The organism is Tardiphaga sp. 862_B3_N4_1 (assembly GCF_051811085.1).
GTDB classification, from domain to species: Bacteria; Pseudomonadota; Alphaproteobacteria; order Rhizobiales; family Xanthobacteraceae; genus Tardiphaga; species Tardiphaga robiniae.
This window is the reverse complement of record NZ_JBPWQB010000001.1, coordinates 3,050,382-3,063,642: the sequence shown is the minus strand read 5'-3', so window position 1 is coordinate 3,063,642 and position 13,261 is coordinate 3,050,382. Positions and strand designations below refer to the sequence as shown.

Here is a 13,261-nt window from a genome sequence, read left to right as displayed (position 1 = left end):
TGCAGATGTCTGCGACAACGACGGCTGAAGGGATCAGACCACGTTGCCAAGGCAACGCGCAAGATGTGTGCGGCGCGCGCTTGACGTCTTTCGACCGGGATCAGATCGCCGTGCGAGCGCGTTGCGTTAACGAATCCACGCTGCGATCCCGCGCATTTGAACTTCGCCTGATGCTTGCGCGTTAGGCTTACCGGCAGTTTAGACCGCGCCCTTAACCCATCCTGCCAGGCGTTCGAATATCGTACCGCCGAGATGCAGGACATGGCCATGCGAACCCTTTCAGCAGTGCTTTTCGTGATCGCGACCACGCTTCCGGCTGCAGCCGCCGATGGTTTCAACATCGTCGTGCCCGGTCGTCCCGGCGTGCCGATCATCATCAACGGCGTCGATGCGTCCTATCGCGTGATCGAAGGCGATTGGGGCTTGCAGCGCGGCATTCATATTCAACCGACAGTCTATGGCGGTCGTTACGTCGATCCGGTGCCGAATGTCGGCCACTACTATCCGAGCCTCGGCCACAAGCCCGGCTACGGGCGTTTGGAAATCGAGCCGCCGGCCAATCGCAAATTGCCGCAGCCGGCCGAGAGCTTCCACGAGCACTGGTCGGCGAAATCCGCGCCGATGGAGCGGCAAAATGAAGTGCCGTTCAATCCACCTGAGGTCATCGTCGCACCGCCGGAATTCCGACGCTGACCGATCAATCACCAACACCAAAAAAAGACACCCGACAGGAGAGAGTATTCATGCGTAACGCGATTTCAAAATGGGTTGCGGCATTCGCCGTTGTCACCGCCACTGCCGGCGCAGCGCCTGCAATGGCCTGCGGCGGCGGCCTGTTCACCTCAAACGGCTGTTCGCCTTGCGGTCAGGCCTATGTCAGCCCCTGCGGACAGGGCTATAGCGCCGGTTACGGTTACGCCGGTGTGGCCGCCTATGAGCGGCTGCCCGATCCGACGCCGGTGACGCGTCAGTATTATTACGCCAACCAGGGCCCGACCTTCAGCGGCCCGGGCATGTTCGCTCCGGTCCCGACCTATCAGGAGACTGCGATCGGCTGGCGCGGCTATGGCCAGGGTTACGGTCAAGGTTACGGTTACGGCTATCGTCGCGGCTATTACGGCGGCCCCTATGCCAATCCGGTGAACTACTCCTATGGTCCGGCCTATCGCGCGCCGGCGATCTACAGCTATCCGTCGCGCAGCCAGTATCGTGCGCGCCCGAGCTATCGCTACGGCTACAGCATGCAGCCGCGCACGCGTTACGGCACTACGCAGCGCAGCTATGTGGCGCGCACCGGTTATCATCAGGCACATCGCTACGGCGCGCCGAAGGTGATGTATGCGCCGCGCGCCGCAGGACCGCAGCGTGGTTATCACCAGTCGCAGCAGCATCGCCGCGCGTACTGATCTGATCGAACGACGAACGCCCGCTCGCAGCAATGCGGGCGGGCGTTTTCGTTTTGGATAGAGGGATTCTTGTTTTGACGCGTTTTCTTGACGCGAACCGGGACCCACTTCGCTCGAAAACGCTCTAGCCCATCAGTCCGAGCTTGCTGGCGCCGACATAGAGCGCGAGCACGGCGGCATTCGACACGTTGAGGCTCTTGATCTCGCCGGGCATGTCGAGCCGCGCGACGACGCTGCAGGTCTCTCGCGTCAGCCGTCGCAAGCCGCTGCCTTCGGCACCGAGCACCAGCGCCAGCGGCTGTTGCAGCTGGATCGCGCTGATGTTCTCGCTGCCCTCGCTGTCGAGACCGACGGTCATGAAACCGAGATCGTTCAATTCATTCAGCGCCCGCGCCAGATTGGGCACCGTGATCATCGGCACCAGTTCCAACGCACCGGAGGCGGATTTCGCCAGCACGCCGGTGGCCTCCGGGCTGTGCCGGGCCGTGGTGATGATCGCCTTGACTGCGAAGGCCGCGGCCGAGCGCAGGATGGCGCCGACATTATGCGGGTCGGTGATCTGGTCGAGCACCAGCACGATGCCGTCCTGGGACAGGCTGTCCAGATCCGGCGATTCCAGCGGCTCGACCTCGGCCAAAAGGCCCTGATGGACGGCGTCGGGCCCAAGGCGGCGGTCGATCTCGTCCGGACGGACCAGCACCGGGGCAACGCGGGTATCTATCTTCTCCTCCGCGAGGCGCCGGGCGGCGTTCTCGGTCAGAATCAGCTTGAGGATTTTCCGCTGCGGATTGGCCAGCGCCATGGTGACGGTATGCCAGCCATAGAGAATGGCCGGGCCATCGCCGCCGGATTCCCGGCCCCGCCGGGGCGGCCGCCGGCCCTGATCGCGCGGTTTATCCCGGTTTTGACTGCTTTGGCCGTCGCGTCCCTTGTCAGGTCCACGCTGGAATCGCTGTTTTCGTTCTCGATCGCTCATGGCTGGCTTGTCTCACGCATGCCGAATAATGGCAATTTGGGGCCCCCGGAAAGAGGTCGGGAAGGGGGGATATTCCTGCCAGGGTCGGTTGACTTTGCCCCATGGCTTCCGTCATAAACGCGCCAACCGGGAGCCCGTTTACGGGCGCGCGTTTTAACGTCATCCATGGCCGTCCAGCCACTTATTCGGTGGGACTGCCGTGTTGGGCCAAGGTCTTGTTGGGCTTGGGTCCGATGGCGTCAGGCGGGGGAGTGTCCCGAGTGGCAAAGGGAGCTGACTGTAAATCAGCCGTCTTATGACTTCGAAGGTTCGAGTCCTTCTTCCCCCACCATTTTCACATCATTGACGAATTGGCCCTGCGGGGCGGCGGGTTGCAGGCAATCCTGTAAGCAATTCCATTTTCGGTGTTGTTCGCTTCAAGCAGCGCATATTTGCCTGGTTCCGAACGCGTCAGCCTAATTCGATTTGGGGTCCGACGGCGGCTTCCGCAGGTTGGCGGTCTCGGGATCGAAGCCAATAGCGTAGACGTCCAAGACGCCAGCTTCACGCAGCTTCCGTAGCTCGCTCGCCGTCTGATCGAGGGTCTGTACGGTTCCGTAGCAGACCTTCTCAGGCTGCCCGTGAGGGGTCCCGTAGATACTGTAGGCCACGACTGAAGCACACCCCGTGATTGCTGTGAAAGGTTTGCAAACGCTACCGCAGTCATTGGCGTGTTGTCTATAAAAATAGACAACTTGGCGGTGGACGGCTGCGTCAACACGTGTGCCCGTCAAGACTTGCGCAGATTGGTCCCGTGGTGGTGCTAAGCTTGCTCACGCATGCACGCTTCTCATTGGTTTATCTGACAGCCACGAACACACCGCGGCTGGAACTGCTCCCGCTATCGCAACGGACACATCGAAATATGGCTGGCCCATGTAGCTTGCGACAAGCTCGGCCAGGATAGCCGCCACCGGCATCGTCGCGATGAGCCGCACGTAAAGCGGCTGGCCGGAAAGCGCCCAGTCCACTCCTGCCGTCAACCAAGCAGGAATGACGGCGAGCACATACGCAATTCCCACCAGCCACGCCAGGAAACCGATGTCGGGAAAACCATCGCGCAACAACTGATCGGCTGAGATGTAAACGAACAGCACGAGTGGCGGAAACAACATCGTGAAAACGAGCAGTCGCTTCATAAAATCATCTCCAAGATCCGTTGGTCAGATTTGGAGGTGTTTCTGTTCAAACTACCCAGTCGCCAAAATTGGTTTCCCTTTCCCGGAACATTGCGGAATGCGCAGTGATCATGCCTCTCATTGGCGCTCGCATTCCTGGTCAGGAACGCGGAGGCGGCTTGGCCTCTTTCCGAGTCCAGTAGATGCTCACCAGTGTGGCCAGAAGAATTGGTGGAGCAAACAGCGCAATGTTGCGAGTGTGAATATCTGTCGTCGCGGCCTCCGCTGGAACGACGACCAACGATATTACGTACCCCGAGAGCGCTGCCAAACATGCGGATAGGAGCGCTTGCCATCCAAATCCTAAAGGCAGTTTCACGAGCAAGTACCCGAAGATGCTGCCGGGCACGAGCCCGACAATGAAGAATATGACCCAAATGCCTAGAAGCATGTGCATGTTAGAAGCGTTCCTTATTCGTGAGCGGGGAGGGCATCCGCATTGCGAATATTGTGGCAATGCCTATCCTGGCTGCACGCACGCCGCGACAGGACCCCGACGGCCGAATGGATCAAATCGTAGGAATTTTAATCCACATTGTTCTCGACGTCATCGTTAAGGCAACAGGACGAAATATACTTAGGTTCGTGGGTCTGCGTGATCGTTCGGAACGAGCTGAGCGGATTGTCGGGAGCATATTCTGGGCAGTAGCAGCGGTCGCAGCCTTCATTGGCATTCGGCAGTTGACGTAATCTCTCCTATTCCAGGACTGCTGAATCCCGCACGTCCTTACTGCGCGTCAGCCACCACCCAAGAAATGGTTGGCAACAGGAGCGCAAAGCTCGCCCCAGTGATCCAGATCGCTTGCTGTTCGAATGGTCCCGGAGCTGGGCAAGATCGAAAATGCCGTTTCGAAAATTGGGTGCGAAACACGCGTGTGGCGATCTCTGCCGCTCCCAGAGCGATAGTTATTCTGCATCGCATTCCGGGATCTGGTGGAATTATGTTTCCTGTTTTTCATCGTCCGTAGAACTTCCTCCTTAAATCATGCGCCAACTGGACCGGTTCTGAAACTGCCAGTAGTAATCCGGCGTCATCACCTCAAAATCACGTTCGGATCATTCGATGTTTGCGCTCCCGGTTATCGCGGGTTTTGCGATTGGCGCCGTTTTCGGCGTGGTCGGTCTGCTGAGCGGGTTCTGCCTCATGAGCAGCCTGCGCGACTGGTGGGCGCATGACGATGGACGCAAGATCCGCAGCTATGCGCTGGCGGTTGCCGTGGCGGTTGTTGGCACACAATTCATTGCCGGCGCTGGGATCGTCGAGATCGCCAAGTCGCTTTATCTGCAGCCGTCATTCTCGGCGCCTTTGATCTTCGTCGGCGGCCTGTTGTTCGGCTTGGGCATGGTGCTGTCGAACGGCTGCGCGTCCCGTGCACTGGTGTTGCTGGGCAAAGGAAATCTGAGATCGCTGGTCGTGATCGCGATCATCGGCGTCACGGCGCAGATGACCTTGAAGGGCTTGCTCGCGCCGATGCGGCTGTCGATCCTGCAATGGACGCAGACGACGCCTGGGGTGAATTCTCTCCCGTCGCTGTTCGGAACGCTCGGCCTGCCTGACGCAACGGCGCGCGTCGTAGCAACTTTGATTGTCGGCGTTGCGCTGTTGGTATTTGCGCTGTCGCATCGTGCGTTCCGCCGTTCGCCGGGGCAACTCGCGGCGGGTCTCGTGATGGGCCTCCTGGTGATCGCCGGCTGGCTGACAACCGGTTGGCTTGGTGCCGATGAGTTCGATCCGATTCCGGTGGCGTCGCTGACATTCGTGTCGCCGGCTGCCGATACGCTGCAATTCATCATGCTGTCGACGGGCATGACGCTGAATTTCGGCATCGCGCTGGTGGCGGGTGTGTTCGTCGGCAGTCTGTTGACCGCGCTGCTGACAGGCCGGTTTGAATTCGAGGGCTACACCTCTGCGCGTCATACCGGCCGCTCTATGGCCGGCGCGGCGCTGATGGGGATCGGCGGCGCGATGGCTTATGGCTGCTCGATCGGGCAGGGGCTGACAGGTGTGTCCACGCTCGCGCTGCCATCCTTCGTCGCGGCCGCTGGTATCTTTGCGGGCGCTGCAGTTGCGATCCGCGGCCTGGCACTGCGTCCTGTGTTTGCGACGCAATAAATCCTCTCCAGTCCGCTTCGTTAGTTTGATTGCGCTGGCGCAGGGCGATTGCTAATCAATCCCCTGATCGTCAGAGGTTTTGTGCGCAATGAATAAGCGAGGACTGTTTTTCTTTCTGTCGATCCTTGCGCTGACGTCATTTGCAACGGGCCCGGTCACTGCGCAGACACGGCCCGCGAAGCAGGACGCCGCCGCGCCTGACAAGCCCTTCGCCGAGCATTTCATCGCCTTGCAGCTGTCCGATTCCGATCCGAAGAAAGAACGCCTCGTTCTCAGCGTCGCCAGCAATCTCCTGAAAGCCTATGGGCCGGACAAGGTGGCGGTCGAGGTGGTCACCTTCGGCCCCGGCATCGATCTGATGCGCGACACCAACGAATACCGCGCGCTGGTCGATAGTCTGGTGACCCAGGGCGTGCGCTTCAGCGTCTGCGGCAACACGCTGGACACGATCGAACGCGACACCGGCAAGCGCCCGGCGATCAATCCGCATGCGGTGGAAGTGCAGGTCGGCGTCGGCCATTTGCTGGATTTGACCGAGCGCGGTTTCACGATCGTGCGTCCCTGAAATTATACGTCCCTGAAAAGGAATTTCGAGATGCGATCATTGTTGAGATCGATTGCCGGAGCCGTCCTGTTGTCGCTGATCGCGTTGTCCGCTTACGCAGCAGGCGCGAAGGAGCATCGCGTCGCCATTCAGGTCAATCAGAACGATCCGGCCCTGATGAATCTGGCCTTGAACAACGCGACAAACGTCATGGAATTCTACAAGGCGAAGGGCGAGGACGTTCAGATCGAGATCGTCACTTATGGGCCAGGTCTGCACATGCTGCGCGACGACACCTCGCCGGTGAAGGACCGCATCAAGCAGATCGTCGATGCCAGCTTTCCGTCCAGCGTCAAATTCATCGCCTGCGGAAATACCAAAGAGGGCATGGAGAAGCGCGAGGGCAAGGCTATCAGTGTCGTATCCGAGGCGACGGTGGTGCCATCGGGCGCGGTTCGGCTGATTGAGTTGCAGGAAGCCGGCTGGAGCTACCTCAAGCCTTGAAGATTCGCTTTTTTTGACGCGTTTTCTTGACGCGAACCGGTCTCCACTTCGCTCGAAAACGCTATGACTACTTGGACGGTGGCGCTTTCCGCGCCAGCAGCATCCAGTTGCGCTGAATGAGGTCGCGTGGCGAGCCATCGACCAGGATCGCAATGCCGATGCGTGCGCCAAGCATCATGCCGCCGACGGCAATCGGCCAGGACAGCGCCAGCATCGATCCCGCGGTGATGCCCTGACCGATGGTGCAGCCGCCCGCCAGAATGCCGCCGACACCCATCAGGCACGCGCCGATAAGATGACGGCGCATTTCGTGATCGTCGTCGAAGGCTTCCCATCGGAGTTCAGCCGCGAACCACGCTGCAGCCAATGCACCGGCAATGACGCCGAACACGCTGCCGACGCCGAAATCGGCGAAGTTCGCGACATTCAGGACCCCGGCATACAGTGCTTTTCCGATGGTCGACACGAATGTCAGGCTTTGCGGGCGCGGCGGACCCGCGAAATCGTCGTTCAATCCCACCGTGACAATCCAGCCGGCAATCGTGAGTAATCCGAGTGCGATACCGGCAGTGAGCAGGCGCGGCGCGCGGCGCAGGCGTTTGTCGCTGAGTGCCAGCCAACAAAGGCCGCTGCCGACAATGATGGCGAGCGGCACGCGCAGATCGCGGCCGGTCGCTTGCGTCAGCAGCGATGCAAAGTCGGAGCGTATGCCGTCCGGCATGCGGATCGCTAGCTGCTCAAGCACGCCAATGCGGAGATCGGCGAACAGTCCGCGCAGAGTGGCATAGGCCGTCGCGCCCAGCACGAGGATCACGATCAGGCTCCTGAGATCGCCGGTGCCGAGCCGGACCAGCGAGCCGAAGCCGCACGTGCCGACCATCGCCATGCCGGTGCCGAACATGATGCTGCCGATGACGATCGCAATGAGGGGCAATGCAATGGGAACGTAAGTGGTGTGTTCGGGCGCGAGAAAGCCGGACAGGATCAGCGCCTGCGTGCCGAGCACGGCGATACCCAGCGCCAGCCCAAAGATCTTCAGGCGGCGATTGTCACCGCCCATCAACGCATCTTCAATCGCGCCAAATGTGCAAAGCCGCGCGCGTCGTACGGCAAACCCTGCAGCAGCGCCGATGGCAAATCCAGCCAGCGCCGATAACCAGGCAGACATGTTCTGCATGGGTTTCCTCCTGATGTGAGGTGCGCTGGCCTTACGGGCCGCGCGCCTCCGCCTGCCAGATCGGCGGCGTTATTTTTTCTTGGTCGGCGCCGGCGTGGCGCAGAAGATATCGTAGATGACCGAGATGACGCTTCGCACATCGTCATTGGCCAGGCTGTAATAGATCGTCTTGCCGTCGCGGCGGGTCTCCACCATGCCGTCGTAGCGCAGACGCGCGAGTTGCTGGGACACGGCTGACTGCCGCAGCGACAGGATGTTCTCCAGTTCGGACACCGACCGTTCGCGCTCAGCCAAAAGGCACAGCAGGAGCAGGCGGTTTTCGTGCGAGATCGCTTTCAGGAAATTGCTGGCCTTGCGGGCCTTGCGCATCAACTGGTCGAGTTCGGGGGAATATTCCGCACCGTCGCGCAGTTCGTCTTCGAGTTCGGATGGGATGATAGAAGCCATGGCAGCGTGCGTGTCCCGCGAATGTTTGAAGAGGATCAGGAACGATTGGCGTTGGGCTGTGAGTTGGTCAGTCTGGCAGCATACTTCCCGAGCAGGCTCCAGAAAGATTCGTCGTTCATGTAACCGGTGATGCGGCCGATCTCGCGGCCGTTATTGTCCACGATCAGAAAGGTCGGCGTGAAACGCACCGGCGACGCCAGTGCGACGCCGGGCGACTTGTCGCGATCCATATCGATGCGGCGCAGCGGAAGAAGCTTGACTTCGTCGGTCCTGTCATAGACCGGCGCGATCTCGCGATTCCAGCGCGCGCACCAGACGCAGCCATCGCGCTCGAACATCAGTAGTTCGGACGCATCAGCGATGCTCGGCGACAGCGCCGCAGTCATCACCAACAATGTTGCGATCAACGAGGTTTTCAGAGGCAATTTCCACGTCATGTGCTACATATACACGAATTCGAATATTTATGCCAGAACCGGATCCGCCGTGGTGTCCTCAATCTCGTTCCTTGGTGCGCTGGGCGCAGGGCTGTTGTCGTTCTTGTCGCCCTGCGTTCTGCCGCTGGTGCCGCCCTATCTCTGCTTTCTGGCAGGCGTCAGTCTGGACGAACTCGACGATCGCGGTGGTCAGGCCGGCTGGCGACCGAACGGACGCGTGGTCGCGTTGTCCTTCGCTTTCGTGCTGGGTTTTGCCACGGTCTTCGTCGCCTTGGGCGCATCGGCATCGCTGATCGGCAAGGCGATCACGGCCTATTTCGATACGCTGGCCGTCATCGCCGGTCTGCTGATCGTCATTCTCGGACTTCACTTTCTCGGCGTCTTCCGGATCGGGCTGTTGTTTCGCGAAGCGCGCTTTCAGGCGGTGCGCAGACCGGCGGGCTTTCTTGGCGCCTATCTGGTCGGCCTCGCCTTCGCCTTCGGCTGGACGCCATGCGTTGGTCCGGTGCTGGCCGCCATTCTGATGGTCGCAGGCGCGGAAGGTGCGCCGGCGCAGGGCGCACTTCTGCTTGCGGCCTATGCGATGGGGATTGGAATTCCCTTCATGCTGGCCTCGCTGTTTTCGGGGCCTTTCATGCGGCTGATGGCGCGGCTGCGTCAGCATATGCTGGCTATCGAGAAGGTGATCGGCGCCGGCCTTGTCCTGACAGGTGTTCTGTTTTTGACTGGTGCCATGCCGCGGATTTCAGGTTGGATGCTGGAGACCTTTCCGGCCTTCGGCACGATCGGATGATGTGTGGCTCGGGAGGATCGAATGTCTGAGGTAACTGGCGTGATCACCAGACGGCATGCGCTCGCGGCCATCGGTTTCGGCGTGGTCGGGTTACGCGCTGCACCGGCATCCGCAAAGGCGACGCTCGGTGATGACGGGCTCTATCAGATGGACTGGTATCTGGAGAGCTTCCTCGATCTCTCCGAGGATCTGGCGGGCGCGACCGCCAAGGGCAAGCGCTTCGCTGTGATGTGGGGGCTCAAGGGCTGTCCGGCCTGCAAGCGCATGCACGAAAGCTACATGACCGATCCGAAGATCGAGACCTATATCCGCGACAATTTCGAGATACTGCATCTCAATCATATCGGTTCACGTGAGGTCACGGATTTCGACGGCCGCAAGCGCGGCGAGAAAGCCTTTGGCGAAGCCTATGGCATTCGCTTCACGCCGACGATCCAGTTCTTTCCGGAGACCGTCGCGGGACTGGCATCGAAAAGCGAGCAGGCGCGGGAAGTCGCGCGCATGCCCGGGCTGCTGGAGCCGACCGAGTTTCTGGCTATGTTCCGCTACGTGCGCCAGAAGGGCTACGAGACCGCGACGTTTCCGGAATGGCTGAAGAAGCAGGCGTAGTCGCTAACGACCAGGTTAAAAATCAAGCTTGTCCTGGATCGCGGCAATGCCTGCCTTGGCGCAGGCTTCGTCCGCATCCCCGCCGGGGGCGCCCGAGACGCCGATGGCGCCCAGCATTGCACCGCCGCCTTCAATCATGACGCCGCCGCCGATGATCACGACACCAGGCAGGTTGCGCAGCCCGGCCTGCATCATGCCGGGCTGGCTGATCGCATTGAGTTCGGTGGTGCTGTTGCGGAACGTCGCGGAGGTCCACGCCTTGCCGGTCGCGGTCGGCGGCGTGTGCGGTCCGGCAAAGCGATCGCGCAGCAGGACTTGCGGTGTACCGAAGCGATCGACCACGGCAACGGCGACCTGATAGCCGCGCTTCTGGCAGTCCTTCAGCGCCGCACGCGCGGCATCTAGCGCCAGTTCAAGTCCGAGGGACTTGTAACTGACGACGGCTTCTTCCGCCTTTACTGCAGATGACGCAAGCGTCGACAGGACGATGGCAATCCATGCGTTTCGCATCGTCATATCGATCCCCTCTCAGCTTCGGTTACTTGTTGACCGGCGATTCCGGATCGAACAGGAAAGCCACAATATCCTTGATCTGCTGTTCGCTCAGCACCTTGTTGACGCCGAAGCGCGGCATGTTCGAGCAGGCGAACATGGCTTGCGAGTCGTAGACCTTGGTGAAGGCGTTCTTGATTTCCTGCGGATCGTATTTGCGATCCTTGCCGTAATTGGTCAGGCTCGGCCCGAGCGTGCCGTAGCTGACTTCCTTCTGCTCCATCTGATGGCAGGCGTAACAGTTGCCGCCGGCGACCGTATCAGGCGGATCCGAGAACTGGCCGCCGCGGCCGTTATTGGCGATCTTCGCGCCTTCCTTCCAGTTGCCGAGAAATTTGCCGTCGGCGGGATACACCACCCGCGCCAGTTCGCGCGCGGTGATCTTGTCGGCTTCCGCGCTGGGCACCTCGTTGTGAAAGGCATTGCAGGTCTTGAGCGTTTCGTCCGGCTCGATGCGGGCCTGCCATTCCGGCGGCGCCTTGCCGAAGGTGGATTTCATATAGGCATCGACGAGGGCCGGATCCGGCGCCTTGGCAGCGGTCTGCGCCGATGCGGATGTCGTGAGCGAGCCTGCTGCGAGAACGAGCGCGGCGAGTGTCAAAACGCGTTTCATCCCGGGCTCCTTATCGCTTGATCGACGGAACGTTGAGTTCGCCGGCCACCGCTTGTTTCTGCAGGAAAGAGGTGAGGGCGGTCAGTACGTCCGAGCCGTATTCCGGCACGGGCCAGCGCTGCTGGCGGAAGCAATCCCACAGGCGGTGCTGCATGGTGCGCAACGCGCCCTGCGAGACGCGGTAGGTCGGCCAGCCGCCCATGGTTTCCTGCGCCGGCTTGCCGGGCTTGGAGAAGTTCGGCAGTCCCTGCAGCCGGATGCGCTTGCCGTCGTCGGCATGGCAGGTGGCGCAGGAGAAATCGTTGACGCCGCCGCGGCGATAGAAGAGGGCTTCACCGACCGCCACCATCTCCTGCTCCTTGGGATGGCTCAGCGGAATGTCGATCTTCATGCCGTTCGATTTGTTGGCGATGTAAGCGACGAGGTCTTCCATGTCCGACGCACGGCCCGGGCCTGAAAAGCGCCGCGCGACGACATCCTTGGTGTCGAGACCCTGAATGTTCTGCATGCACCACAGCAGGCGCTGTTCGAGGTCCATGACCTTGTCGGCATCTGCGAAGTAGCGCGGCAATTGCGCGAAGGCGCCTTCGAGCTTGCCGGCGCCGAGACCGAGGTTGCAGGTTTCCAGCGAGACGTTCTTGGTGCCGCGGGCTTCGCTCCACAGCGCTTCGCCGCGGTCGACGGCGAGATAGCCGGGATTGGACATCGGGTCCGAGATCATCTCGCGATAACGTTCGATCTCTTTCTCGCTGGCGTCTTGCGCATGACTGCCGAAGCTCCCCGCGCAGAGTACCAGAATGGCCGCTGCCGCTGACCGAATGACGGTCTTCCTCATCTGTCCCCTCCCACATCGCCGTCTGTGCGGCACTTGTGCATTTCAGATCTTTACATTCAAGAAAAAGAATATAATGATATGTCCCAGATAAGATAGATCAGACTTGGAATCGTCAAGCGATACTATTGTAAAGGGATTGCTCAAATCCCGCAGGAGGAAGCACTCATGATTTTGAAGTCGGTCGAGAAGACCCGTCGCGAAACGCTGGCCATGGCCGCGATCGCCGGTCTCGCAGCAATCCTTGCTCCCAGACTATCGTTGGCCGATGAACAGGCCGTCGCCGCCGAAATCAAGAAGCTGTATGGCGACAAGAAATTCGAAAGCGGCAAGATCAAGCTCGACGTGCCCGAGATCGCCGAGAACGGCCTCGTGGTCCCGGTCAATGTCGATATCGAAAGCCCGATGACCGATGCCGACTACGTCAAGTCGGTGCATGTGTTCGCCGAAGGCAATCCGTTGCCGGCCGTCGTCAGCTACCGGTTCACGCCTGCCTGTGGCAAGGCCTCGGCCTCGACGCGCATGCGCCTTGCGGAAACCCAGAACATCGTCTGCATCGCCGAAATGTCCAACGGCAAGCTGCACATGGCGAAGGCCAATGTGAAAGTCACGATCGGCGGCTGCGGCGGCTAGTCGCGCGGCTTCGTTCACAGAACAGATTTATCAGGCGAGGACTTTCCCATGGCAACCAAACCAACCCCGCGCGTTCGCGTTCCGACCCAGGCCAAGCCGGGCGAACTGATCGAGATCAAGACGCTGATCTCTCACGAAATGGAATCCGGCCAGCGCAAGGATGCGGCCGGCAAGGTCGTGCCGCGCAAGATCATCAACAAGTTCACCGCAGCCTTCAACGGCAAGACGGTGTTCGAGGCCGACTGGAATCCCGCCATCTCGGCCAATCCCTATCAGTCGTTTTTCTATAAGGCTGCCGAGTCCGGCGAATTCACCTTCACCTGGAAGGATGACGACGGCTCCGACTATGTCGCGACCAACAAGCTGACCGTGGCCTGACGGATTGCAGACTTTGTATTGCAGATCCTG

At 60.5% G+C, this 13,261-nt stretch carries 17 protein-coding genes and 1 tRNA gene; 10 read left to right on the top strand and 8 right to left on the bottom strand.

The window, feature by feature from the left end; all coding sequences use genetic code 11:
- The first annotated feature begins 267 nt into the window (after positions 1-267).
- Together AB8B02_RS14610 and AB8B02_RS14605 are read left to right on the top strand one after the other, a co-directional pair.
- Positions 268-693 (top strand): hypothetical protein, encoded by a 426-nt coding sequence (locus AB8B02_RS14610; RefSeq protein ID WP_184518042.1) that lies wholly within the window; start codon positions 268-270, stop codon positions 691-693.
- A 50-nt stretch (positions 694-743) separates the two neighbouring features.
- Complete coding sequence (locus AB8B02_RS14605; RefSeq protein ID WP_439064266.1) at positions 744-1,406, top strand: hypothetical protein; 663 nt, start codon at positions 744-746, stop codon at positions 1,404-1,406.
- Between the two features lie 124 nt (positions 1,407-1,530).
- Here AB8B02_RS14605 and rlmB read toward each other — a convergent pair whose 3' ends face one another.
- The gene (gene rlmB / locus AB8B02_RS14600) at positions 1,531-2,382 is read right to left on the bottom strand and encodes a 23S rRNA (guanosine(2251)-2'-O)-methyltransferase RlmB (RefSeq protein WP_439064265.1); all 852 of its coding nucleotides are present in this window, start codon (positions 2,380-2,382) and stop codon (positions 1,531-1,533) included.
- A gap of 245 nt (positions 2,383-2,627) precedes the next feature.
- On the opposite strand from rlmB, the gene AB8B02_RS14595 reads away from it, so the two are divergent.
- A tRNA-Tyr gene (locus tag AB8B02_RS14595) sits at positions 2,628-2,713 on the top strand.
- 481 nt (positions 2,714-3,194) lie between these two features.
- Here AB8B02_RS14595 and AB8B02_RS14590 read toward each other — a convergent pair.
- Positions 3,195-3,560 (bottom strand): hypothetical protein, encoded by a 366-nt coding sequence (locus AB8B02_RS14590; protein WP_439064264.1) that lies wholly within the window; start codon positions 3,558-3,560, stop codon positions 3,195-3,197.
- Positions 3,561-4,662: 1,102 nt separating this feature from the next.
- Here AB8B02_RS14590 and AB8B02_RS14585 point away from each other — a divergent pair.
- The 3 genes from AB8B02_RS14585 (at position 4,663) to AB8B02_RS14575 (ending at position 6,760) form a co-directional block, all read left to right on the top strand.
- On the top strand, positions 4,663-5,712 hold the full coding sequence (locus tag AB8B02_RS14585; RefSeq protein ID WP_439064263.1) for a YeeE/YedE family protein: 1,050 nt from the start codon (positions 4,663-4,665) through the stop codon (positions 5,710-5,712).
- Between the two features lie 88 nt (positions 5,713-5,800).
- A complete protein-coding gene (locus AB8B02_RS14580) occupies positions 5,801-6,277 on the top strand; it encodes a DsrE family protein (RefSeq protein WP_439064262.1) in 477 nt (158 codons plus the stop codon).
- A gap of 30 nt (positions 6,278-6,307) precedes the next feature.
- Positions 6,308-6,760 (top strand): DsrE family protein, encoded by a 453-nt coding sequence (locus AB8B02_RS14575; protein WP_184518027.1) that lies wholly within the window; start codon positions 6,308-6,310, stop codon positions 6,758-6,760.
- Between the two features lie 67 nt (positions 6,761-6,827).
- On the opposite strand, the gene AB8B02_RS14570 is transcribed toward AB8B02_RS14575, so the two are convergent.
- The 3 genes from AB8B02_RS14570 to AB8B02_RS14560 all read right to left on the bottom strand — a co-directional run bounded on the left by AB8B02_RS14570 (position 6,828) and on the right by AB8B02_RS14560 (position 8,791).
- The gene (locus AB8B02_RS14570) at positions 6,828-7,937 is read right to left on the bottom strand and encodes a YeeE/YedE family protein (protein WP_439064261.1); all 1,110 of its coding nucleotides are present in this window, start codon (positions 7,935-7,937) and stop codon (positions 6,828-6,830) included.
- Between the two features lie 69 nt (positions 7,938-8,006).
- Positions 8,007-8,384 (bottom strand): ArsR/SmtB family transcription factor, encoded by a 378-nt coding sequence (locus AB8B02_RS14565; protein ID WP_068731992.1) that lies wholly within the window; start codon positions 8,382-8,384, stop codon positions 8,007-8,009.
- A 35-nt stretch (positions 8,385-8,419) separates the two neighbouring features.
- Positions 8,420-8,791 carry a thioredoxin fold domain-containing protein gene (locus tag AB8B02_RS14560; RefSeq protein ID WP_439064260.1) on the bottom strand — a complete coding sequence of 124 codons (372 nt, stop codon included), beginning with the start codon at positions 8,789-8,791 and terminating at the stop codon, positions 8,420-8,422.
- A 79-nt stretch (positions 8,792-8,870) separates the two neighbouring features.
- Here AB8B02_RS14560 and AB8B02_RS14555 point away from each other — a divergent pair, with 79 nt between their 5' ends.
- Together AB8B02_RS14555 and AB8B02_RS14550 are read left to right on the top strand one after the other, a co-directional pair.
- Entirely contained in the window at positions 8,871-9,614 is a 744-nt protein-coding gene (locus AB8B02_RS14555) for a cytochrome c biogenesis CcdA family protein (RefSeq protein ID WP_320444732.1), read from the top strand.
- 21 nt (positions 9,615-9,635) lie between these two features.
- Positions 9,636-10,223, top strand: a complete 588-nt coding sequence (locus AB8B02_RS14550; RefSeq protein WP_320444731.1) for a SoxW family protein — start codon at positions 9,636-9,638, stop codon at positions 10,221-10,223.
- Between the two features lie 15 nt (positions 10,224-10,238).
- Here the strand turns inward: AB8B02_RS14550 and AB8B02_RS14545 are convergent, their stop codons facing one another.
- The 3 genes from AB8B02_RS14545 to soxA are packed head-to-tail and all read right to left on the bottom strand — an operon-like array spanning position 10,239 to position 12,223.
- Complete coding sequence (locus AB8B02_RS14545) at positions 10,239-10,739, bottom strand: GlcG/HbpS family heme-binding protein (RefSeq protein WP_414716955.1); 501 nt, start codon at positions 10,737-10,739, stop codon at positions 10,239-10,241.
- Between the two features lie 22 nt (positions 10,740-10,761).
- Positions 10,762-11,388, bottom strand: a complete 627-nt coding sequence (gene soxX, locus AB8B02_RS14540) for a sulfur oxidation c-type cytochrome SoxX (RefSeq protein WP_320444730.1) — start codon at positions 11,386-11,388, stop codon at positions 10,762-10,764.
- Between the two features lie 10 nt (positions 11,389-11,398).
- The gene (gene soxA / locus AB8B02_RS14535) at positions 11,399-12,223 is read right to left on the bottom strand and encodes a sulfur oxidation c-type cytochrome SoxA (protein WP_320444729.1); all 825 of its coding nucleotides are present in this window, start codon (positions 12,221-12,223) and stop codon (positions 11,399-11,401) included.
- A 165-nt stretch (positions 12,224-12,388) separates the two neighbouring features.
- Between soxA and soxY the strand changes: the two genes are divergently transcribed.
- Positions 12,389-12,853: a thiosulfate oxidation carrier protein SoxY gene (gene soxY / locus AB8B02_RS14530; protein WP_068732003.1), complete on the top strand. Its 465-nt coding sequence runs from the start codon at positions 12,389-12,391 to the stop codon at positions 12,851-12,853.
- A 48-nt stretch (positions 12,854-12,901) separates the two neighbouring features.
- Positions 12,902-13,231: a thiosulfate oxidation carrier complex protein SoxZ gene (gene soxZ / locus AB8B02_RS14525; RefSeq protein ID WP_089264796.1), complete on the top strand. Its 330-nt coding sequence runs from the start codon at positions 12,902-12,904 to the stop codon at positions 13,229-13,231.
- Positions 13,232-13,261 lie beyond the last annotated feature (30 nt).

What these genes read in the sequence shown, in the direction of transcription:
- AB8B02_RS14610 (WP_184518042.1), top strand. Translation starts at nt 268, where the DNA reads ATGCGAACCCTTTCAGCAGTGCTTTTCGTGATCGCGACCACGCTTCCG.
- AB8B02_RS14605 (WP_439064266.1), top strand. Translation starts at nt 744, where the DNA reads ATGCGTAACGCGATTTCAAAATGGGTTGCGGCATTCGCCGTTGTCACC.
- rlmB (WP_439064265.1), bottom strand. Translation starts at nt 2,382, where the DNA reads ATGAGCGATCGAGAACGAAAACAGCGATTCCAGCGTGGACCTGACAAG.
- AB8B02_RS14590 (WP_439064264.1), bottom strand. Translation starts at nt 3,560, where the DNA reads ATGAAGCGACTGCTCGTTTTCACGATGTTGTTTCCGCCACTCGTGCTG.
- AB8B02_RS14585 (WP_439064263.1), top strand. Translation starts at nt 4,663, where the DNA reads ATGTTTGCGCTCCCGGTTATCGCGGGTTTTGCGATTGGCGCCGTTTTC.
- AB8B02_RS14580 (WP_439064262.1), top strand. Translation starts at nt 5,801, where the DNA reads ATGAATAAGCGAGGACTGTTTTTCTTTCTGTCGATCCTTGCGCTGACG.
- AB8B02_RS14575 (WP_184518027.1), top strand. Translation starts at nt 6,308, where the DNA reads ATGCGATCATTGTTGAGATCGATTGCCGGAGCCGTCCTGTTGTCGCTG.
- AB8B02_RS14570 (WP_439064261.1), bottom strand. Translation starts at nt 7,937, where the DNA reads ATGCAGAACATGTCTGCCTGGTTATCGGCGCTGGCTGGATTTGCCATC.
- AB8B02_RS14565 (WP_068731992.1), bottom strand. Translation starts at nt 8,384, where the DNA reads ATGGCTTCTATCATCCCATCCGAACTCGAAGACGAACTGCGCGACGGT.
- AB8B02_RS14550 (WP_320444731.1), top strand. Translation starts at nt 9,636, where the DNA reads ATGTCTGAGGTAACTGGCGTGATCACCAGACGGCATGCGCTCGCGGCC.
- AB8B02_RS14545 (WP_414716955.1), bottom strand. Translation starts at nt 10,739, where the DNA reads ATGACGATGCGAAACGCATGGATTGCCATCGTCCTGTCGACGCTTGCG.
- soxX (WP_320444730.1), bottom strand. Translation starts at nt 11,388, where the DNA reads ATGAAACGCGTTTTGACACTCGCCGCGCTCGTTCTCGCAGCAGGCTCG.
- soxA (WP_320444729.1), bottom strand. Translation starts at nt 12,223, where the DNA reads ATGAGGAAGACCGTCATTCGGTCAGCGGCAGCGGCCATTCTGGTACTC.
- soxY (WP_068732003.1), top strand. Translation starts at nt 12,389, where the DNA reads ATGATTTTGAAGTCGGTCGAGAAGACCCGTCGCGAAACGCTGGCCATG.
- soxZ (WP_089264796.1), top strand. Translation starts at nt 12,902, where the DNA reads ATGGCAACCAAACCAACCCCGCGCGTTCGCGTTCCGACCCAGGCCAAG.